The sequence below is a fragment of the Granulicella paludicola genome, from assembly GCF_025685545.1.
In the GTDB taxonomy this organism is placed as follows: domain Bacteria; phylum Acidobacteriota; class Terriglobia; order Terriglobales; family Acidobacteriaceae; genus Granulicella; species Granulicella paludicola.
In genome coordinates, this window is the sequence record NZ_JAGSYC010000023.1 from 196,093 (window position 1) to 215,556 (window position 19,464).

Below are 19,464 nucleotides of genomic sequence, written 5' to 3' on the forward strand. Positions count from 1 at the left end.
TCCGGAAGTCTACTTGGCTGCCTTCTTTTCGATGAAGGCTTTCTGCGACTTCTCGATGATGGTGTGGGCTTCGTCGATGCCGCGGAAGCCGTGGGTCTGCACGGATTTGCCTTCGAGATCCTTGTAAACGGAGAAGAAGTGGGTGATCTCCTTGCAGATGTGCGGGTAGATGTCGGAGATGTCCTTGATGTGGGCGTAGCGCGGATTGTCGTCGCCTACGGCGATGATCTTCTCGTCGCCTTCGCCCTGATCGGTCATGAGGAGCACGCCGATGGGACGCACGGTCTGGACGCAGCCGGGAAAGCTGGGGGTATCGACCAGCACGAGGACGTCGAGAGGATCGCCGTCGTCGCCGAGGGTGCTGGGGATGAAGCCGTAGTCACCGGGATAGTGGACCGGGGAGTAGAGGTTGCGGTCGAGACGGAAGACGTGCAGCTCTTTGTCGTACTCATACTTGCTGATGCCGTCGAGAGGAATTTCGATGACGGCGTTGACCAGCCTGGGAGAGTCGGAGCCAATGGGAAGCTCGAGGTAGTTCGGCATACGGAGGGTATCTCTTCTCCTGCTACAAAGGTAGGTCGGCTGGTTGGGAACAACCTGTGGAAGGTGTCTCGCGAAAAAAAGCCGCCGGGGAACAGTCTATCGCCTTTTGCAGCTGAGGGTGTTGCGGAGCCCGGGGGAGTGGTAGGACGATTTGTTACGTGTCAGATGCACCTACTCCTGTATAAAAGCCCTACTACACAAAAGAGACGTACGTATCTATCTTTGCCACTTAGGGGTTTGCTCGATGAGCTCTGCACGCACTGTAGTACTTTCCACATTTGTCTTGGTCCTCTGGCTTGGTTTTCTTACTGGGAACGCACGGTGTCAATCGGTGGCTACAGCCAGCCGTGGCGCGCAATTTACAGTCTTCGCCGGTTACATGCCGACCGAGACGGATTATGGCAAGTCGACACTGAATGGATACGGCGCCGGGTTGGATTTCACGATCTATCCGCGGTTTTTTCTGAAGCCCTCGATCGAGGTGCGTGGCGACCTGGCCAACAACGGGTTGGTAACGGAGAAGGATGTTCTGGTGGGACCGCGTCTGCAGATGGACGTGCGGAACCGGCTGCATCCCTATGGGGAGTTCCTGATTGGCGGCGGCGAGCTGGGTTACCACATCTCGCCGTACCCGGATTACACGGGAGACCGCAGCCGTGTGCTGGCCTATGGTGGCGGCATCGATATTGATGTGGGGAGGAACTTTGGGGCAAAATTCGAGTTTCAGCAGAGAAGCTGGAATCTCGGGTCGAATCCAGGGGTAACGCCGGCAGGCACCTACACGCTGTCTCCACGCATGGCGATGGTGGGCGTGACGTACACAATTCCATTTCGCAAGTTGAATCGGCAGGGCGACTTTCGATAAGAGAAGGTGTCTGCTTATAAAGAAGTACGGATCCAGCCGCGCCGCTGGACTCCCTGACGTGCTTATCGCTACACGATAAAAAGCGAAGCAGTTGATTCCAAAGGGATGTCATTTTTTTATCGAGAGCCCAAGTAACCCCTACCCCTTGGTTGGGCGTCCATCTCTGGTAATCGGTAGAGTCGACGGGCCACTTTCGTGGTTCCGGTTCAACCTCCATAGAACCAGCTAACCGCGTGGGTGCGTCACCACCGGAATATTCCGCCGGAGCCAAACCTTCATGAAATTTGTTCGTCTTGCGTCACTTACCGCTTTTTTATTCCTTGTAGCCGGGCTGATGCTGGCTCCTACTCTGCGTGCCCAGTCCCTGGCGACCGCCCGTCGAGGCGCGGAGATCACGGCTTTTGGCGGCTACAGCGTCTCGCATCCCGACTACGGGGGAACTTCCTATAACGGCGAGACGATCGGTGCGAATTTCACCCTCTTTAAGAATTGGTGGGTAGACCCCTCCGTAGAGGTGCGCTTCAACCACAGCTCGAACTCGATCATTTCTGAGAATGCCTTCCTGGTGGGGCCGCGCGTGCAGAAGGATTACGGCCGCTTCCACCCCTATGTGGATGCTCTGTTTGGCGTGGGTGTGATCTCGTATCATCCAGCCCCGACCTTCTCTCCTGACGATCATCAGGATAGTGGCAGAAACATTGCTTTCGGCGGCGGCGTGGACTTTGACGTAACGAGAAACTTCTCCGCGAAGGTCGACTTTCAGGAGCAGAACTGGAACCTAGGCAAGAACCCTCCGTTTCAGCCGGACGGCTCGAACTACACGCTTTCGCCGAGTGTGCTGACGTTCGGTGTGACGTATCACATTCCGTTCTCGGGTCTACGGAAACAGCGGGAGTTGCGGTAGGGCGGCTCCGCTTGCCAGCCGCGCATCGGAGTCGATGCTAGGCTGGTGAGTGGGAGTTACTTTTATTTTGAGTACAGAAAGCTTTGAGAACGATCTTCACCCGGCAGGCAGCAGCCGGTTTGTAAGGGCGTGTCTGCGTCAGCCTGTGGACCGTACGCCGGTGTGGCTGCTGCGTCAGGCTGGCCGCTATATGCCAGAGTATATGGCGGTGCGGAAGCACCACTCGTTGCTGGAGATTTGCAGGACGCCGGAGATTGCGTCTGAGGTGACGATCACGGCTGCGGAACGGCTGGGTGTGGATGCGGCGATTATCTTTGCGGATCTGTTGTTGCCGTTTACGCCGATGGGACTGGACTTCGAGTTTGTGAATGGCGAAGGTCCGGTGGTGCATCAGCCAGTACGTTCGCGTGAGCATATCGAGTCGCTGCGGACGGATCGTGCGGATGAGCTGAATTATGTGGCGAAGGCGATTGAGAAGGTGGCGGCTCACTTCTCTGCTCCGCGCGAGGATGGGGACCGGTTGGGGATCATCGGTTTCATCGGCGCGCCGTTTACGCTGGCGAGCTACATGATCGAGGGTGGAAGCTCTCGCAACTACATCGAGACGAAGAAGCTGATGTACGGCGATCGCGCTGCTTGGCAGCTGTTGACGGAGAAGCTGGTGACGGTGCTGGTGGCGTATGCTTCGCAGCAGGTTGAGGCCGGCGCCGATGTGATCCAAATTTTCGATTCATGGGCCGGCGCTCTGAGTGTTGCGGATTATCGCGAGTACTGCCTGGCGGCGACGACGGAGCTGGTGCAGCGCGTGAAGTCGCTGGGAGTGCCGGTGATCTACTTTGGCGTGGACACGGCGAGCCTGCTGACAACGATGCGCGAGACGACGGCGGATGTGCTGGGGCTCGACTGGCGGGTGCCGCTGGATGAAGGTTGGAAGCTGGCTGGACCGGGTTGCGCTGTGCAGGGAAATCTTGATCCGATCACGCTGTTTGCGCCTGCGGATGTGCTGGAGAAGCGCGTGCGCGAGGTGCTGGAACTGGCGGGCAATCGGCCGGGACACATCTTCAATTTGGGACACGGGATTGTGCCCGGAACTCCGGTCGACAATGTGATTCGAACTGTTGAGTGGGTAAAGAAGTATGGGAAGAACAGGCAGTAGGGAGTAGGAAATAGGGAGTAGAAAGAAAGTATGAGCACGACAATGACGACTGATTCTCCTGCAATCCTGCTGCTTGCGCATGGCACACCGGACCGGCTGAGCGAAATGGCCGAATATCTGGACAAGGTGACAGGTGGGCGGCCGATGCCTACGCATGTCGTGGAGGAGCTGCAACACCGCTATGCGGAGATCGGGCTGCGGGAGGAGCCGCTGCCGGAGGGGCCTCCGCTGACAAAGTGGACGCTGTTGCAGGGCAGGATGCTGAGCGAGAAGCTCGGGCGACCGGTGTATGTGGGGATGCGGAACTGGCATCCGTACATCGCCGATGTTGTTGCACAAATGAAGACGGACGGAGTGACGAAGGCGCGCGTGTTGTGTCTTGCGCCGCAGAACTCGCGGACGAGTGTGGGGCTGTATCGGCGGGCGCTGATGCAGGCGGTGCGCAACACTGAGACAGGCGCGGCGTTCGAAGTGGAGTTCATCGCTGGCTGGGCGGACGAGCCGCTGCTGGCTCAGGCGTTTGCAGAGAAGCTTTGGCCGGTGTGGGCTGAGGTGTGCGCGAGCACAGGTGAGCGCCTGCCGGTGTTGTTTACGGCGCATGCAGTTCCCTGCCGGACGATTATGAGTGCTCCGGTGGTGAGCGCGGAGAGTCCGTCTGCGGCGAGGCCCGGTGGGCCCGTGCCCGAGAACGGGATTCAAAACTATGGCGCGGCGGCGGCTCCTGATCCTTATCCGGTGGAGTGCAAACAGACGGCGATCCGGATTGCGGAGGCGATGAAGGTAGTCGGCATGAGCGATGCGGACTGGTTCTTTGCGTTCCAGAGCCAGGGGATCGCGGGGGCTCCGTGGATTGGACCGACCGTGCCGGACACGCTGAAGGTGCTGGCCGAGATGGGACACAAGGGCGTGGTGCTGCAGCCGGTGGGCTTCCTGTGCGACCACGTGGAGATTTTGTACGACATCGATATCGACTTCAAGCAGCAGGCTGCGGAGCTGGGTATGTCGTTGTGGCGCGCCGATAGCCTGAACGATTCGCCGACGCTGGTGCGAGCGGTGGAAGAGGCGTTGAAGCGCGAGCCTACGCCGGAGAGCGCGGCTGAAGCGGCTCCGCAACGGCCGGGGCGACCCGCAGCGGCGAAGAAGGAAGAGACAAAACCAGAGGCGGTTGCGGCCGAATGAAGCGTGTAGCGATTGTGGGTGGCGGCATTGCGGGACTGGCTGCGGCGTATGAGCTGGAGAAGCAGCGGCTTGCGGGCGCGGACCTCGACTGGCAGCTGTATGAGGCGAGCGAGCGGCTCGGTGGCACCGTCTCAACGACGAGGATTGAGGGCTTCGTGCTGGAAGACGGGCCCGATGGGTGGGTGACCGAGAAGCCGTGGGCGCGGGATCTGGCTGTCGAGCTGGGGCTGAAGGATGAGCTGATCTCCAGCAACGATGCCACGCGGAAGACGTACATCCTGATCGATGGCAAATTGGAAGCGATGCCCGGTGGCATGCGGATGATGGTGCCGGAGTCGCTGGAATCTCTGGAAGGCTGTGCGTTGTTCACCGAGGCTGCGCGCGCGGCGTATGCGGCGGAGTTAGCGCGGGCTGATGAATTGAAGGCGAGCGCACCAACCGAGGACGAGAGCGTATCGAGCTTTGTGCGAAGGCACTTTGGCGAAGAGGTGCTGGAGAAGATTGGAGCGCCCCTGCTGTCGGGCGTGTTTGGCGGCGATGTCGCGAAGCTCAGCGTACAGGCGGTGATGGCCGGGTTCGTGACGATGGAGCGGGAGCAGGGATCGCTGATTGCGGCGGTGCAGGCGAAGCTGAAGGCGCGCGGCAACAAACCGCATCCGCCGATCTTTACGTCGCTGCGGCGGGGCATGGGATCGCTGGTGGAGGCGATCGTGGCGAAGCTGCCTGCGGAGCGCATTCACCTGAGCCAGCCTGCAATGTCGTTGAAGCGCGAGGGCAAGCTGTGGTGCCTGAAGACGATGAAGGGCACCGGCAAGGCCAAGCGGCATTTTCAGCGTGTGCTGCTGGCGACTCCGATCGATGCGACCAAGGTTTTGCTGGAGTCTCTGAGTGCGGAGGCGGCTGCGCTGGTTCCGAACGACGCGAGTTCCGCGGTGCTGGCGACGTTCTGCTGGAAGCCCGAGGCAGCGAGTCAGTTCTTGGTGCCGACCGGATTTGGATTTCTGGTGCCGCCGGATGCGAGCGCGACAGAGTCGCTGCTGGCGGCGACGTTTGCCGACCAGAAGTTTCCGGGGCGAGTGCCGGAGGGGTGCAAGGTCATCCGCGCCTTCTTTGGCGGAGCGAGTGCGGCGGCGCTGATGGAGCAGTCGGATGAAGCCGTGACGGCTGCTGCTTTGAAGCAGCTAAGGGCTATCTTTGGCGAACTTCCGCAGCCTGAGGCTTCTCTGACGACGGTGCGCCGCTGGCCGCGAAGCCTGCCGCAGTATGCGGTGGGACATCTGGAGCGGATGGCGAAGCTGGAGACGCTGGTCGGTGAGCTCGGCGGGATCAAGCTGCTGGGCAATGCTTACAGGGGTGTCGGGGTGCCGGACCTGGTTAGGGATTCGCGCGCGGCGGTGCGGGCGGAATACTAATCCTCATCCCTCCTGAGATGATGTTCGGCGCGTCTCCTCCATGCCGTCAGAAGAAATATGGCCCCGAGTCGATTCGACTCGGGGCTGACTTGTAAGGGGGATGCACCTACCAGGCGATGGTTCCGTCTTCGTCGGAGTAGGTGCCTGTGGGGCCTTCGGGGCCAATCAGCGCCATCTTGACGGCCTGCTTCGCGCCCTGTTCAACGGTGCGGTGACCCTGGTGGTCGTTGAGGTCGGTTGCGACATAGCCGGGGCAGACGACGTTGACCTTGATATTGGTCTTCTCAAGCTCGATGGAGAAGGCCATGGTGACGGCGTTCAGGGCTGTCTTGGACGGGCTGTAGGCGGCGCCGAAGATGGGACGGTAGGGGTTGGCGGGATCGGAGGCCAGCTTGAGCGAGCCCATGGAGCTGCCGACGTTGACGATGCGACCGGCTGGGGCTTCGCGCAATAGAGGCAGGACGGCCTGGGTGAGGGAGATGACGCCGAAGACGTTCGTGTCGAAGACTTGGCGGATGTACTCGAGCGGAGCGACGCTGGGCGTATTGAACTTGAGGCGCTCTGCGAAGGGTGTTCCGGGAGGAAATTCGCCGACGGTGCCTGCGTTGTTGACGAGGATGTCAAGCCGACCGAACTCTTTGCGAATACGCTCGGCAGCAGCGGCCACCGAGTCTGCGTCGGTGACATCGAGCTGGATGGCGTGAGCTTTTTCGCCGATGGCCTTGGCGGCTATCTCTCCAGATTCGAGCTTGCGCGAACCGATCAGTACAGTAATGCCCTGGGCTGCAAGATCTTTGGCGATCTGCTGTCCGATTCCCTTGTTCGCCCCGGAGATCAGGGCTACGCGATTTTCCGACATGAGTGGAACTCCTTTTCGGCAACGGCGCTGCTGCGATATGCTGGAGGCACCGGAACCATGTTCCAGATAATAAGCGGAACTTTGTTCCGTTTGCAAGCGGCTGCGTATGAAAAAACAGACAAACGTCGAGATCCTTGAAGGCCGCATCGGGCCAGCTGGGGATGCCCCGCGGCCAAAGCGGGCGGATGCACAGCGCAAGATGAGTTCCCTGCTGGACGCGGCGGTTGCGGTCTTTGCGGAGTCGGGCGTGGATGCGCCGGTGCGGGAGATTGCGGAGCGGGCGCGCGTTGGACTGGGTACGGTGTACCGTCACTTTCCGCAGAGGTCAGACTTGATTGTGGCGGTGATGCAGAGCCGGATCGACGCCTGCGCGGACGCGGCTCCGAGGCTTGCGAGTGAGTACCCACCGGTTGAGGCGCTGTCGCAATGGCTGCAGGCCTACATGGAGTTCATCAGCACGAAGCGCGGGCTTTCGAAGGCGCTGCACTGCGGAGAACCGGCCTATCAGGCGCTGCCGGAGTACTTCAACAAGCGGCTGCGACCGGCGCTGATCGGCCTGATCGAGACTGCGGTGGCAGCGAAGGCCGTACGCCCGGGGGTCGATCCGGACGACCTGCTGACTGCGGTGGCGAATCTTTGCAGCGCGGGTTATGGACGGGACCCGGAACATCCGCGACGGATGGTTGAGTTGCTGATTGATGGCATGCGTTTTTTGGCGGCGCCTGAAAAGCAGGATCGACCTTTGGCTCAGGATAGCGAGTAAGCGGAGTAAACTGGATGTATGGGTATTACTCGCCAGCAGGCTCTTGATTGTTTCGCTTCGGATGATTTGATCGGTATCGGCATGGAAGCCGATGCGGTGCGTCGACGGCTGCATCCAGAGGGCGTGGTCAGCTACATCATCGACCGCAACATCAACTATACGAACTTCTGCACGGAGTACTGCACGTTCTGTGCGTTCTATCGTCCGCTGAAGGGCAAGCTTGCGAGCGAAGGGTACATCCTGGAGTTCGACACGATCTACGACAAGATCCGCGAGACAGTGGAGATGGGCGGCACGGGTGTACTGATGCAGGGTGGCATTCATCCTGAGCTGAAGATCGACTGGTTCGAGCGGCTGTTCTCGGGCATCAAGCAGCGGTTTCCGCAGATATGGCTGCACTGCCTGTCGGCTTCGGAGATTCTGGCGGTGGCGGAATACAGCGAGATCAGCCTGAAGGAGACGATCTCGCGGATGCGCGATGCGGGACTTGATTCGATTCCAGGTGGCGGCGCGGAGATTTTGGACGATGATGTGCGCAAGCGCATTGCACGTTTGAAGTGCCGTACGGAGGATTGGGTGAGCGTGCATCGCACGGCGCATGAGCTGGGGATGCGCACGACGGCGACGATGATGTTCGGCGTGGGCGAGACGATGGAACAGCGCGTGAACCACTTCGAGGTAGTGCGCAAGCTGCAGGAAGAGACCGGCGGATTTACGGCGTTCATTCCGTGGAGCTTCCAGCCGGGAAACACGGCACTGGGCGGTCGTGGCTGGGACGAGGCTACCTCGGTGGAGTACCTGAAGACGCTGGCTGTTTCGCGACTCTACCTAGACAACATTGAGAACGTCCAAAGCTCATGGGTGACGCAGGGTCTGAAGGTGCTGCAGATGGGGCTGCGCTTTGGCGGCAACGATGTGGGCAGCGTGATGCTCGAGGAAAACGTGGTGAAGGCCGCGGGCACGGCGAACTGCACGACCGAGGAAGAACTGCGGCGGATTATTCGCGATGCCGGCTTCAAGCCAGTGCAGCGGGATACCCTGTATCGCACGATGTTTTTGAACTAAAGGTGTTGAATAGGCGCAAGCGGCTGCTTGTGGCGGGTGTTGGATGCCTGCTGCTGCAACCGCTTTTTGCTGCGTCCGTGCTATGGGCGCAGGAACCGTACACGCTGAAAGTACACACGCAGGAGGTGGCGCTGTCGTTCCATGCAGAGGATGGGAGCGGGCGGGTGGTGAGCGATCTTTCGGCGGACGATCTGCGGATTCGCGACAACGGGAAGGCGCCGGAGAAAATCACCCGGTTTACGCATAACAAGGACCTGCCGCTGCGGGTAGCGATTGTGTTCGATGAGAGTGCCTCAATGGCGGGTGCGATTTCGCCGCGACGGGTGGCGCAGGCGCTGGCGAGCACGGTGATTCAATCGACGCGCGATCAGGCGATGGTGGTGCGGTTCGACTTCGAGACACAGGTGCAGCAGGACTGGACAAGCGATGAGGCTCTGCTGATTCGCGGCGCGGCGAAGGTCACGGACAAGAATGGAACGCGGATGGGCGGCACGGCTATCTGGGACACGCTGTATCGCGTGTGTCGCGACCATGTGCCAGCGCAGACACCGGGAGAAGAGGTGTCGGCGAATGCGATCCTGCTGTTTACCGATGGCGTGGACAACTGGAGCCACGCGCTGCCGCAGGATGTGGTGGATATGTGCGCGCAGCGACAGACGCCGATCTATCCGTTCGTGATCGACGATAAGGCGCACATGGACAAGGGGCAACAGATGCTGCGACAGATGGCGGAGCGCACAGGCGGGAGTGTGTTCTATGAGCAGGCTTCGGGTGCGAGTGTGGCGGCGTCGATTCTGCAGATCAACAGGGAGCTGCGCGATCGTTACACAGTGGTGTATCGACCGAAGACGATGAAGCTCGATGGGAGCTTCCATGCAGTGAAGCTGGATACGCCGAATAAGCCGGTGCGGGTGATGGTGCGGGATGGGTATTTTGCGGAGCCGTGATGCAGGCAACAGCGGAGGAAATTCTAAATGCAGATTCCTCCGCTGCGCTGCGGAATGACAAAGGTTAGCGACGGAGTGACAAAGATTAGCAGCGGAATGACAAAACGCTGAGCTAGTTCCCCGTCTTCTGTGCTGTGATCCAGCGGTCGGTGCGGGCTTCGAGAAGGTCGAGGGGGAGGGCACCGCCGTTGAGGATTTCGTCGTGGAAGGCCTTGATGTCGAACTTTGGGCCTAGTTCCTTCTTTGCGCGTTCGCGGAGCTCGCGGATTTTGAGCTGGCCCATCTTGTAGGCGAGGGCCTGTCCTGGCCAGGCGATATAGCGGTCGGTTTCGGCCTGGGCCTGCACGTCGTTGACGTCGTTCTCGTGCATACAGGCGATGACCTGGTCGCGCGTCCAGCCCTTGTCGTGGATACCGGTGTCGACGACGAGGCGGACGGCACGGAAGAGCTCGGAGTTGAGGCGACCGTAGTCAGAAACGGGGTCCTTGTAGAAGCCGATCTCTTTACCGAGCTGTTCGGCGTAGAGCGCCCAGCCTTCGGTGTAGGCGGAGTAGCCGCCGCGCAGACGGAACTTAGGCAGGCCGGTGAGCTGCTGGGCGACGGAGATCTGGAGGTGATGGCCGGGGACGCCTTCGTGGTAGGCGACTGCTTCGTCATCGACGAGCGACCGGTGGGTGGGGTCGGCAACTGCTACGGCTACGCGGCCCGGACGGCGGCCGTCCGGTGTGCCGGAGTTGTAGTGCGTGGCGACGGCAGCGTTGAAGTCGGGAATGGGTTCGACGTAGACAGGGCCCTTGGGCAGCAGGTTGAAGAGCGTGGGCAGCTTCGGTTCCATCTGGTCGATGTATTTCTGGAAGTCGGCGACGATCTGGGCTTCGCTGGTGGGCTGCCACTTCGGGTCTTTGTTGATGGAATCGCGGAAGGCAGCGAGGTCCTTGAAACCCTGCGACTTCGCGAGCGCGGTCATCTCGGCGGTGATGCGCTTGACCTCGCTGAGGCCGATCTCATGCACCTGTGCTGGCGTGAGGTCAGTGGTGGTCATCATCTTTACGGCTTCGGCGTAGCGGCGTTTGCCGTCGGGGAGGCTTTCGATGGAGATGTTGTCGCGACCGTGGGCGAGGTATTCGCCGGCGATGAAGGCGGAGAAACTGCGGTAGGCCGGGAGCACGTCATCGTTGACGGCGGCAGTAAGTTCGGTGGTGAGGCGCTGCTTGTCGGCGTCGGAAAAGCTGGCCGGAAACTTCTTCAGCGGCGAGAGGAAGGGGTCGGCCTTGATGATGCCATCGACCTGCGGGGAGACCTTGGCGACGATCATCTTGGGCGGCATCAGGCCGTCCTTTTCGCCGGCGCGCATGACCTCAATGGTCTGGTTGAGGACGCGTGGAATCTGGTGGAGGCGGGAGATGTAGTCCTCGTAGTGCTGGACGGAGTCGAAGGGCATGCCGTTGGGCAGGTCGGCGAGACCGCTGTGGATGCCGTTCTGCTGGTTGATCGGCATCTCGTAGTTCTTGAGATCGAAGCTGGCGTCGCTGCGAACGTACTGGCGCTCCATGAGCTGGTGCGAGAGGAGGTCCGTATCGTTCATGCCGGTGGTGGGTATGGCGCGAAGGCGAGCGAGGTAGGCCTGGCCCTCGGCGTGCTCTTTGAGGATGTGTGCCAGTGAGGCGTCGCCGAGGAGAGCGTTGTAGCGGTAGTCGCCGACGGAGGTGGCACGCTCGGGGTTGTTCTTGAGGCCGTTCTGGTAGATCTCATCAAAGAGGGCGTTCTGGGCGGCGACATTTTCGGCGACTGTCCTGGTGGTGGCTGGGGTGGTCTGCGCAAAGGTCACGACGGGCAGGGCGAGAGGCGTGAGAGCGACGAAGAGGGCCAACCGGCTGGAACATGGAAATTTGCGCATGAGAGACAAGTTACCAGAGGATCACAAAGCGTGATTTCGGCAGAGGACAGCGCCCCAGCCTGCGGGTAGAATCGAGATACCGCGTTCTACCTACCTGAACCGCAACGGAGACCCAGTTCTGATCAGCCAACTCAATGCGCTAGCGCTTTATCTTGTGTCGCAGCATGGACTTGGGCACTACTGGAAGACGCACTATGCCGACCATACCTTCAAGGGTGTGTATCGGTGGAATGCGTTCGATATCTATCTGCTGGTGCCGTACTTCATCGTGATGGTGATCCTGGCGTTCTATGGCGTACACCGCTATCAGCTGGTGTGGCTGTACTACCGCAATCGGCGCAACGAGGCGAAGAGCAACGAGCCGCCTTCGCGCTTTCCCGAGGAAGAGCTGCCGTTCGTCACGATCCAGCTGCCAATCTTCAATGAGCAGTTTGTGATTGATCGCCTGATGGAGGCGTGCTGCAAGCTGGACTATCCGCGCGACCGCTTCGAGATACAGCTGCTGGACGATTCGACCGATGAGACGGTCGAGGTGGCGAGTGCGATGGTGGCGCGGTTCGCTGCCGGAACGCTGGGCCTGGGGCCGCAGCCGGTGCACTACCTGCATCGCACGAACCGTTATGGCTATAAGGCCGGCGCGCTGGAAGAGGGACTGAAGACCGCCAAAGGTGAACTGGTCGCGATCTTCGATGCCGACTTTGTGCCGCCGCCGCAGTGGATTCGCCAAGTGGTGCATCACTTTGCCGAGCCGAAGGTCGGCATGGTGCAGACCCGCTGGACGCATCTGAACCGCAACTACAGCTTCCTGACGCAGGTAGAGGCGATCCTGCTGGATGGCCACTTCGTGCTTGAGCATGGCGGCCGATCGCGTGCGGGTGTGTTCTTCAACTTCAATGGCACGGCGGGGATGTGGCGACGCGCGGCGATCGATGAAGCTGGCGGCTGGGAGCATGACACGCTTACCGAAGACACCGACCTGAGCTATCGCGCGCAGTTGAAGGGCTGGAAGTTCAAGTACCTGCAGGACGTGGAGTGCCCTGCGGAACTGCCGATCGAGATGACGGCGTTCAAGACGCAGCAGGCGCGCTGGGCGAAGGGTCTGATCCAGGTGGGCATGAAATCGATGCCACGCATTTTGAAGTCCGACATCTCATGGCATCAGAAGCTTGAGGCCTGGTATCACCTGACGGCGAACATCAGCTATCCGCTGATGATCGTGCTGAGCACACTGCTGATGCCTGCGATGATCATTCGCAGCTGGCAGGGGCCAGTGCAGATGCTGCTGATCGACCTGCCGCTGTTCATGGCTTCGACGATGTCGGTTTCGACGTTTTACTTGGTCAGCCAGAAGGAGCTGTTTCCGAAAACCTGGTACAAGACGTTTCTGTATGTGCCGTTCCTGATGTCGCTTGGTGTGGGGCTGACGATTACGAATACAAAGGCTGTGCTGGAGGCGCTCGTGGGCCACAAGACAGCGTTTGCGCGCACGCCGAAGTACGCGGTAAAGAAGAAGGGTGAGGTGTCGCAGGCGAAGAAGTACCGCAAGCGGCTGGGCATCATCCCGTGGATCGAGTTGGCAATTGGCTGTTACTTTGCGGCAACGGTCTGGTATGCGTTTTCGACAGAGAACTACTTCACGGTGCCGTTCCTGCTGCTGTTTGTGCTGGGTTACTGGTATACGGGCATCCTGAGTATCTTCCAGGGACTGTTCGAGCGCAGAGGATCGCAGGGGGAAGAATTGCACGAGAAGCCATATCCGGTGGGGATTTAGGGATCGCTTGCTTTCGATATAAGTCAGTGTAGGGAAAGAGGAGATGGACGCGGCGAGTCCGCCGCAACAGCAGCGCGGTCGGGCCTAGGGCCCTGAATTCAGCGAACCAAAAGTTGCTTGAGGACGAGTAGTTGGCGATGAGGACGAGTTAGAGGCATCGCTTAGTTCCCTCCAAGAGGTGACTCTAGCAAGAAGAGGCCCGCATATGCGGGCCTCTTCCTTGTTGGATCTAATCGGGATGTTTAGAAGCGAATACCGAACTTGATCGGGAAGTAGCTGGTGCGGTTGCTGTTGGCGGGATACGCGTCGGCTTCCGATACCGTGGTGGCATTGACCGGCGAGTTGACCGTCACGCCTGTACGCTGTGAGTTGACAATGTAGACGTAGCGAGCTTCCCCGTAGAAGCGCTCGTTGGAGAATCGCGAGAACTTGTAGGTAAAGCCGATGCCTGCATCGAAGCCAGGAGCGTTCGAGGTGTAGTGATCGATAATCTGGTTCGCCTGGTAGGAGTAGCAACCGTAGTAGTAGTCGCAATACTCGCCGACCTCGGGGGTCGTGAAGTTCGTGACCTTGTGATAGAAACCAGCACCGGCCAGCACGTAGGCACCGACACCCTTGCCGCTGTAGATAGTGTAGGTGGGTTGGAAGGAGAAGGACCAGATGTGCGAGTTGCCATCGAGGCTGGTGAACGGCGTAATGCCGTTCGCATTGCAGGTGGCGGCATTCGCTGTGCAGTAGTAGTTGATCTGATTGTTGTAGAGAGCGAACTGGTTATCGAGGGTCTGCTTAGTGAGACCGAAGTTGTCCCATGAGAATTCGACCGGCACAGCAAAGTGGCTCGAGAACTGGCGACCGAAGCCGACATGGAAGGCCCAGCTGGGAGTGTCGTACTTCCAGGTGTTACCGACGGGCTGAGCCAGGCCGACGCCTGCGTAGCCGGTCCACTTGTTGGAGCCGTCGGCGTTGGTGTTGTTGCCACGATAGCGGGGAGCCCCGTAGCGGCGGCGCTGGCCGCCACCATACTGCATATAGTTCGCGAAGTTGACGCCGCCCGCCGGATTGAGCGAAGCTTCGGTGCTCGGAGCGTTCTGGTCGGCGCTGGAAGAAAAGAGCTGCGCGCTGGAACTGGAGGTATCCAAAGCCGGAAACTGTGGAGCTGCAGCGGACTGAGCGATAGCGGCACCGGCGGTAGCTACTGCAAAGAGGGTGGCCGAACGCAGCGCGGGGGCGACGAGCGGGCGGAAAGCCTCCGAAAGACGATTCTGGAATCGAGAAAAAGCCATGATGTATTCAACTCCTGTTTTTGATACGGTTTTATCCGTTGGCAGGAACCCTGACGGCTGGCATTAGTTGCGCTCACTGGCTGGCGCAGGCCGTTCGTTTTGTCAGGAAGCCCGCCTATTTGATTGGTTGGACGAGGAAAGGTAACAAGTGGATGCACCCGGATGCGGTGTCCACTTTGATCCTATAAGACCCACGAGAGCGGCGTCAGTTACCTCGTACACTGTTAGTACCCATGTCTGACGCAACAAGTTCGATCGCCGCCAATCTGGAACGTATTCGCAATGAGATCGCCGATGCCTGCGCACGTGCAGGTCGCAACACCGCTAATGTGGCGCTGATGGCCGTGAGCAAGGTGCATCCTGCCGAGGTGCTGATCGAGGCCTACGAGGCTGGACAGCGACTGTTTGGCGAGAACCGCGTGCAGGAGGCGCAGGGCAAGGCTCCGGTTATCGCCGGGTACGCCGGGCTGGAGCTGCACCTGATCGGTCCGCTGCAGAACAACAAGACGAGCAAGGCAGCGGAGATCTTCCAGGCGGTGGACACGCTGGACTCGGTGAAGACGGCGGAGCGGCTGAACAGCGCCGCGGCCGCACTGGGCAAGACGATGCGCGTGCTAGTCGAGGTCAAGCTGTCGCATGAGGAGAGCAAGCACGGCGTTGCGCCGGAGGAATTGCCAGCGCTGCTGGCGGCACTGGATCCGCTGAGCAACCTGCGGGTGGGCGGGCTGATGACGGTTCCGCCTTTCGATGAAGATGCCGAGACTGCGCGGCCCTTCTTCCAGCAACTGCGACGGCTGCGAGACGAGAATGTGGGCGCGTATCCGACGCTGACGGAGCTTTCGATGGGGATGAGCAACGACTTTCGCGTGGCGATTGAAGAGGGCTCGACGTGTGTGCGGGTGGGGACAGCGATCTTCGGAAAGCGCGTGTATCCGGCGTGAGCCTGCTGGCGTTCAAGGCGGCTCCCAATGGCTGCACGCTGCCGGTGCGGGTGCATCCGGGGGCGAAGCGGGATGCGGTGAGCGGCGTGCATGATGGGGCGCTGAAGGTGTCGCTGACGACGCCACCGACGGATGGGCGAGCGAATGCGGCGCTGATTGCGTTTGTGGCGGAGCGGCTGGGTTTGGCGCGGGCGCAGGTGACTCTGCTGACCGGGGCGGGCAGCCGGTCAAAGACTCTGCGCATCGTCGGATTGACGGTGGTTGAGGTCGAAGTACGGCTGCTGAGCGAAAACGCTTAGCGGCGGGGCTTGGGGCCGAACATCAGGATGGCGATGAGCAGGATGACCGTGGCCGCGCCGCCAGCGAAAAGCCCGGCGGTGTGCGCCGCGAGTACAGTTTCCGGATCGTAGCCAGCAGTGCGGACGTGCGCGTGCAGCATGATGACGTGCTCCGCCATCCAGAAGACAACGCAGAAGACCGTAAGCAGGAAGATGACGCGGATCGTCCAGAGCATGTAGGTAGAGTATCGCGGCGCGACTTCCCGTGCGCTACGTTACGGTTTTTTCGTGACCTTTGCTGTGGGGGCGATGATGATGTTGGCGCCGTCGTCTGACTTGACGGTGACGTGGTCGAGGATGACTTCGGCGTAGGCGATACGGAGGGCGGTCTTCGCCTGGATGTCGACGTTGGTGAGGATGGTGTCCTTCACCGGCGACTCCGGCAGACCGACGATCGTGCCTGCATTGGCTCCGCCGGTGGCATGGACGTTTTCGATGCGGATGTCGTGAAAGAAGGGGGTGAGACGGCCGATGGGCTCGGCGGGAACTTCGCCTTCGGGCGCGGGGTGGGGGTAATACTCGGTGATGAGGATGGCGGTTTTGACGTCGACCATGTCGATGTCCTTGAAGGTAATGTTGCGGACGTCGTGGCCGCGGTCGCGGTTGGCCTTGATGCGGATGCCCTGGTCGGTGCCCTTGAAGTGGATGCGTTCGGCGTGGACGTTATAGACGCCGCCGGAGATTTCGGAGCCGATGGAGAGGCCGTGGCCCTGCTCGAAGGTGCAGTCGCGGATGAGGATGTCGTGGCTGGGATCGTCGGGGCCGGGAGAGTCGATGGCGCCGGACTTGATGGCGACGTTGTCGTCACCGACGGAGGAGAAAACGTGGTCCATGAGGATGTTCGAGGAGCTGAAGGGGTCGATGGCGTCGGTGTTCGGCGACTTGGGGGCGAGCACCTTCATGTTGAGGAACTTGAGGTCATCGGAGTAGTAAGGGACGATCTGCCACATGCCTGCGTTCTGCATGGTGATGTCTTCCATGCGGATGTGCTTCGAGTGGTCGAAGACTATTCCGAGGGGACGCGGATGGTCGGTGCCGAGGACGCCGGCGTCCTTGACGCCCTTGATGTAGTCCCACCAAATGTGGCCGTTGCCGTCGATGATGCCGCCGCCGGTGATGACGACGTTTTCGGCGTGGTTGGTGCGGACGAGCGGAAGGACGGTGGTCTTACCGGCGAAGGTATAGGTGCCGAAGTCGGAGCGGTCGGGCGAGCCGAGTAGCGTGGCGTCTTTTGCGACGCTGAAGGTGATGCCGGACTTGAGCTCAATGGGGCCGGAGACGAAGGTGCCGCCCGCGAGGGTGACGGTACCGCCGCCTTTGTTCGCAGCGCAGGAGTCGATGGCCCTCTGGATGGCGGCGGTGTCCTTTGTGGTGCCGTCACCTTTTGCGCCGAAGTGGCGGACATCGCAGATTTTGGCTGCATGGGCCTGAGAAACAAGAGCCTGGGGGGCGATAAGAGCAGCAGCGACGACCAATCCTGACCAACGCATTGCGGTATACCTCGTAAAAATCTGTCTGACAGAGTGCGAAGCTATCTTACACACGAAGGTGCATTTCTGGCAGAGCGGAGGCTTACCGCCGGTTCTTGCAGAGGACGGCTGTTCGCATTACGATCAGTGCAAATGACCTTCACCCCTAGAGCTTTTCGTGCTGGCCTGAGCGTGTGTCTGCTTGCCTTTTCCCTTCCCTCGTTTGCACAACGTACCTACACCGCTGGGAAGATCATCTTCAAGAATCCGGGCGAGTTTTCGCAGGCTGAGCTGGAGAGCGTGCTGGGGATGCATGTAGGGGAGAACTTCAAACAGGATGACCTGAATGCCGCCGCGCAACGGCTGAGCGATAGCGGATACTTCGACAACGTTGGTGGGGCGTTGGAGGGGATGACGAACAAGATCACGGTGACGATCGAGCTGAAGCCTTCGACGCACGAAGAGCTACTGCATGCTGGGTTTCACAACTTTATCTGGCTGACTCCCCAGGAGATTACGACGGCGCTGCATGACAAGATGCCGCTGTACCGTGGCTATCTGCCGGAGGTGGGCGGACAGATGGAGAAGGCCGACGAGGTGCTGGTGGCAGCGCTGGCGGCGAAGGGCGTAACAGCCCAGGTGCAGCACGAGACGATCGAGCCAAGTCTCTCCCATCCGGAGCGCGTGGTGGAGTTTGTCGTTGTGAAGCCTTCGGTGAAGGTATCGAATGTGAAGTTGAGCGGCGTGACACAGGAGCTTGTGCCGTACCTGCAGAAGTCAGTGAATGCGACGGCGAAGACGAGCTATAACGCGGGGCTGGCCGGCAAGTCGACGGCGGTCAGCATTCTGGAGCCTCTGCTGGACGCGGGATATGTGAGTGCTATCTTGTCGGATGTGACGTTGACGCCGACGACGGTGGACGACAGCAACGTGACGGTGGTGGTGGCTTCGACGCTGAGCGCAGGCGGGGTGTATCACGTGGGCACGATCAGCTTTGCCGGGGCTCCGCTGATGAGTGCGGAGGCGTTTGCCGCGAGCGAGAAGGTGCACCCAGGCGATGTGGCCTCGCACAAGCTGCTGATGGAGACGCTCGCGCCACTCGATGCGGCGTATCGACGCAAGGGCTATATGGATGTAATTGCAAGTGCCGCGCCGACACTGGATACGACAGCGCTGAAGGTGGACTATGCGGTGTCGGTCGTGCCGGGTGAGCCGTACAAGCTGCGCGAGGTGACGACGCAGGGGCTTGAAGGCGATGCGCAAGCGAAGGCAGAGTTGGATCGCAGCCTTCAGATGAAGGCAGGCGATGTGTACAACCCGTACTCCGTGCTGCAGGCGCTGAAGAGTGATCCTTCGAGGCCCGCGCTGAGACCGTATAGCGCGGCGTTCAAAGCACAGGCGGATCCTGCGGCGCATACGGTGGATGTGCTGGTTACGTTTTATAAGGCGGGGGGACGGTAGTCAGCAAACTCTGGTAATGCCTATTTGGGCATAAGGCAAAACCATTTTTTTGGGATGAAGCTCAAAGCTCCTTGCCGCATGCTGTGCCAGCCGATATAACGGTGACACCTTTGAGGAGAAATTTATGCGTCGTTTGATTGCACTGATCCTATGCGTGGCATTCCCTGTGACTGTATTTGCGGCTGAACCTTCCAATTCCTACAAAGTCACCTACGATGGTGGTTCATTACTTGGGGCAAAGTCGGGCGACTCGGCAAAGCTGGTTATCGAGCCTAAGACTATTCGGATACTTGTAAAGAAGGATGCCGAACTCGTGGCAATTCCTGCGGATGCGGTGACGGAGATTTCGTACGGCCAGGATGTTCATCGCCGTGTGGGGACGGCCATAGGTTTAGCGGTCTTCAGCCTGGGTATTGGAGCCTTAATGCTGCTCAGCAAGTCGAAGAAACATTTTGTCGGCCTCACCTGGGCTGATGGCGATAAGAAAGGCGGCTTTGCGATGCAGTGCGACAAGAACGACTACCGCGGAGTTCTTGCAGCTCTCGAAGGCATTACAGGGAAAAAGGCCGTCGACTCGGATGCAATGAACGTCAAGAATTAGAAGTACAGCA

19 protein-coding genes are annotated in these 19,464 nt (G+C 60.0%); 13 read left to right on the forward strand and 6 right to left on the reverse strand.

Translation table 11 applies throughout. The features are described from left to right. Positions 1-9: 9 nt before the first annotated feature. Positions 10-543 carry an inorganic diphosphatase gene (locus tag OHL14_RS08160; protein ID WP_263378846.1) on the reverse strand — a complete coding sequence of 178 codons (534 nt, stop codon included), beginning with the start codon at positions 541-543 and terminating at the stop codon, positions 10-12. 331 nt (positions 544-874) lie between these two features. Here OHL14_RS08160 and OHL14_RS08165 point away from each other — a divergent pair, with 331 nt between their 5' ends. The 5 genes from OHL14_RS08165 to hemG all read left to right on the forward strand — a co-directional run bounded on the left by OHL14_RS08165 (position 875) and on the right by hemG (position 6,059). After that, positions 875-1,408: a hypothetical protein gene (locus OHL14_RS08165; protein WP_263378847.1), complete on the forward strand. Its 534-nt coding sequence runs from the start codon at positions 875-877 to the stop codon at positions 1,406-1,408. 277 nt (positions 1,409-1,685) lie between these two features. After that, the gene (locus OHL14_RS08170) at positions 1,686-2,312 is read left to right on the forward strand and encodes an outer membrane beta-barrel protein (protein WP_263378848.1); all 627 of its coding nucleotides are present in this window, start codon (positions 1,686-1,688) and stop codon (positions 2,310-2,312) included. A gap of 67 nt (positions 2,313-2,379) precedes the next feature. Further along, positions 2,380-3,468 (forward strand): uroporphyrinogen decarboxylase, encoded by a 1,089-nt coding sequence (hemE, locus tag OHL14_RS08175; RefSeq protein WP_263378849.1) that lies wholly within the window; start codon positions 2,380-2,382, stop codon positions 3,466-3,468. A 30-nt stretch (positions 3,469-3,498) separates the two neighbouring features. Continuing rightward, a complete protein-coding gene (locus OHL14_RS08180) occupies positions 3,499-4,647 on the forward strand; it encodes a ferrochelatase (protein ID WP_263378850.1) in 1,149 nt (382 codons plus the stop codon). Then, a complete protein-coding gene (gene hemG, locus OHL14_RS08185; RefSeq protein WP_263378851.1) occupies positions 4,644-6,059 on the forward strand; it encodes a protoporphyrinogen oxidase in 1,416 nt (471 codons plus the stop codon). The genes OHL14_RS08180 and hemG overlap by 4 nt, the downstream gene beginning before the upstream one ends. Positions 6,060-6,165: 106 nt before the next feature. Here hemG and OHL14_RS08190 read toward each other — a convergent pair whose 3' ends face one another. Beyond that, positions 6,166-6,918 (reverse strand): SDR family oxidoreductase, encoded by a 753-nt coding sequence (locus OHL14_RS08190; protein ID WP_263378852.1) that lies wholly within the window; start codon positions 6,916-6,918, stop codon positions 6,166-6,168. 106 nt (positions 6,919-7,024) lie between these two features. Here OHL14_RS08190 and OHL14_RS08195 point away from each other — a divergent pair, with 106 nt between their 5' ends. The 3 genes from OHL14_RS08195 to OHL14_RS08205 are packed head-to-tail and all read left to right on the forward strand — an operon-like array spanning position 7,025 to position 9,693. Further along, positions 7,025-7,681 carry a TetR/AcrR family transcriptional regulator gene (locus OHL14_RS08195; RefSeq protein WP_263378853.1) on the forward strand — a complete coding sequence of 219 codons (657 nt, stop codon included), beginning with the start codon at positions 7,025-7,027 and terminating at the stop codon, positions 7,679-7,681. Positions 7,682-7,699: 18 nt separating this feature from the next. Then, positions 7,700-8,746: a cyclic dehypoxanthinyl futalosine synthase gene (gene mqnC / locus OHL14_RS08200; protein ID WP_263378854.1), complete on the forward strand. Its 1,047-nt coding sequence runs from the start codon at positions 7,700-7,702 to the stop codon at positions 8,744-8,746. A gap of 5 nt (positions 8,747-8,751) precedes the next feature. Beyond that, positions 8,752-9,693, forward strand: coding sequence for a VWA domain-containing protein (locus tag OHL14_RS08205; protein WP_263378855.1), 942 nt, complete (start codon positions 8,752-8,754; stop codon positions 9,691-9,693). 112 nt (positions 9,694-9,805) lie between these two features. On the opposite strand, the gene OHL14_RS08210 is transcribed toward OHL14_RS08205, so the two are convergent. Then, on the reverse strand, positions 9,806-11,590 hold the full coding sequence (locus tag OHL14_RS08210) for a DUF885 domain-containing protein (protein WP_263378856.1): 1,785 nt from the start codon (positions 11,588-11,590) through the stop codon (positions 9,806-9,808). A gap of 154 nt (positions 11,591-11,744) precedes the next feature. Between OHL14_RS08210 and OHL14_RS08215 the strand changes: the two genes are divergently transcribed. Further along, the gene (locus tag OHL14_RS08215) at positions 11,745-13,361 is read left to right on the forward strand and encodes a cellulose synthase family protein (protein WP_263378857.1); all 1,617 of its coding nucleotides are present in this window, start codon (positions 11,745-11,747) and stop codon (positions 13,359-13,361) included. Between the two features lie 242 nt (positions 13,362-13,603). Here OHL14_RS08215 and OHL14_RS08220 read toward each other — a convergent pair whose 3' ends face one another. Further along, positions 13,604-14,644, reverse strand: coding sequence for a hypothetical protein (locus OHL14_RS08220; protein WP_263378858.1), 1,041 nt, complete (start codon positions 14,642-14,644; stop codon positions 13,604-13,606). A 233-nt stretch (positions 14,645-14,877) separates the two neighbouring features. Here OHL14_RS08220 and OHL14_RS08225 point away from each other — a divergent pair, with 233 nt between their 5' ends. Together OHL14_RS08225 and OHL14_RS08230 are read left to right on the forward strand one after the other, a co-directional pair. Then, positions 14,878-15,585 carry a YggS family pyridoxal phosphate-dependent enzyme gene (locus tag OHL14_RS08225; protein ID WP_263378859.1) on the forward strand — a complete coding sequence of 236 codons (708 nt, stop codon included), beginning with the start codon at positions 14,878-14,880 and terminating at the stop codon, positions 15,583-15,585. Then, complete coding sequence (locus OHL14_RS08230; protein WP_263378860.1) at positions 15,582-15,884, forward strand: DUF167 domain-containing protein; 303 nt, start codon at positions 15,582-15,584, stop codon at positions 15,882-15,884. Before OHL14_RS08225 ends, OHL14_RS08230 begins: the two co-directional genes overlap by 4 nt. Here the strand turns inward: OHL14_RS08230 and OHL14_RS08235 are convergent. Then, entirely contained in the window at positions 15,881-16,099 is a 219-nt protein-coding gene (locus tag OHL14_RS08235) for a hypothetical protein (protein WP_263378861.1), read from the reverse strand. The two genes, OHL14_RS08230 and OHL14_RS08235, sit on opposite strands and share 4 nt — an antisense overlap. Before the next feature lie 39 nt (positions 16,100-16,138). Further along, the gene (locus OHL14_RS08240) at positions 16,139-17,413 is read right to left on the reverse strand and encodes a glycoside hydrolase family 28 protein (RefSeq protein ID WP_263378862.1); all 1,275 of its coding nucleotides are present in this window, start codon (positions 17,411-17,413) and stop codon (positions 16,139-16,141) included. 132 nt (positions 17,414-17,545) lie between these two features. Here OHL14_RS08240 and OHL14_RS08245 point away from each other — a divergent pair, with 132 nt between their 5' ends. Together OHL14_RS08245 and OHL14_RS08250 are read left to right on the forward strand one after the other, a co-directional pair. After that, the gene (locus OHL14_RS08245; protein ID WP_263378863.1) at positions 17,546-18,853 is read left to right on the forward strand and encodes a POTRA domain-containing protein; all 1,308 of its coding nucleotides are present in this window, start codon (positions 17,546-17,548) and stop codon (positions 18,851-18,853) included. A 124-nt stretch (positions 18,854-18,977) separates the two neighbouring features. Next, positions 18,978-19,454 carry a hypothetical protein gene (locus OHL14_RS08250; protein ID WP_263378864.1) on the forward strand — a complete coding sequence of 159 codons (477 nt, stop codon included), beginning with the start codon at positions 18,978-18,980 and terminating at the stop codon, positions 19,452-19,454. Positions 19,455-19,464: the final 10 nt, after the last annotated feature.

Bases quoted from the DNA above. Each gene is read 5' to 3' on its own strand.
- OHL14_RS08170 (WP_263378848.1), top strand. From the start codon at position 1,686: ATGAAATTTGTTCGTCTTGCGTCACTTACCGCTTTTTTATTCCTTGTA.
- OHL14_RS08225 (WP_263378859.1), top strand. From the start codon at position 14,878: ATGTCTGACGCAACAAGTTCGATCGCCGCCAATCTGGAACGTATTCGC.
- OHL14_RS08160 (WP_263378846.1), bottom strand. From the start codon at position 543: ATGCCGAACTACCTCGAGCTTCCCATTGGCTCCGACTCTCCCAGGCTG.
- OHL14_RS08195 (WP_263378853.1), top strand. From the start codon at position 7,025: ATGAAAAAACAGACAAACGTCGAGATCCTTGAAGGCCGCATCGGGCCA.
- OHL14_RS08180 (WP_263378850.1), top strand. From the start codon at position 3,499: ATGAGCACGACAATGACGACTGATTCTCCTGCAATCCTGCTGCTTGCG.
- hemG (WP_263378851.1), top strand. From the start codon at position 4,644: ATGAAGCGTGTAGCGATTGTGGGTGGCGGCATTGCGGGACTGGCTGCG.
- OHL14_RS08220 (WP_263378858.1), bottom strand. From the start codon at position 14,644: ATGGCTTTTTCTCGATTCCAGAATCGTCTTTCGGAGGCTTTCCGCCCG.
- OHL14_RS08235 (WP_263378861.1), bottom strand. From the start codon at position 16,099: ATGCTCTGGACGATCCGCGTCATCTTCCTGCTTACGGTCTTCTGCGTT.
- OHL14_RS08190 (WP_263378852.1), bottom strand. From the start codon at position 6,918: ATGTCGGAAAATCGCGTAGCCCTGATCTCCGGGGCGAACAAGGGAATC.
- OHL14_RS08250 (WP_263378864.1), top strand. From the start codon at position 18,978: ATGCGTCGTTTGATTGCACTGATCCTATGCGTGGCATTCCCTGTGACT.
- OHL14_RS08240 (WP_263378862.1), bottom strand. From the start codon at position 17,413: ATGCGTTGGTCAGGATTGGTCGTCGCTGCTGCTCTTATCGCCCCCCAG.
- OHL14_RS08245 (WP_263378863.1), top strand. From the start codon at position 17,546: ATGACCTTCACCCCTAGAGCTTTTCGTGCTGGCCTGAGCGTGTGTCTG.
- OHL14_RS08210 (WP_263378856.1), bottom strand. From the start codon at position 11,590: ATGCGCAAATTTCCATGTTCCAGCCGGTTGGCCCTCTTCGTCGCTCTC.
- mqnC (WP_263378854.1), top strand. From the start codon at position 7,700: ATGGGTATTACTCGCCAGCAGGCTCTTGATTGTTTCGCTTCGGATGAT.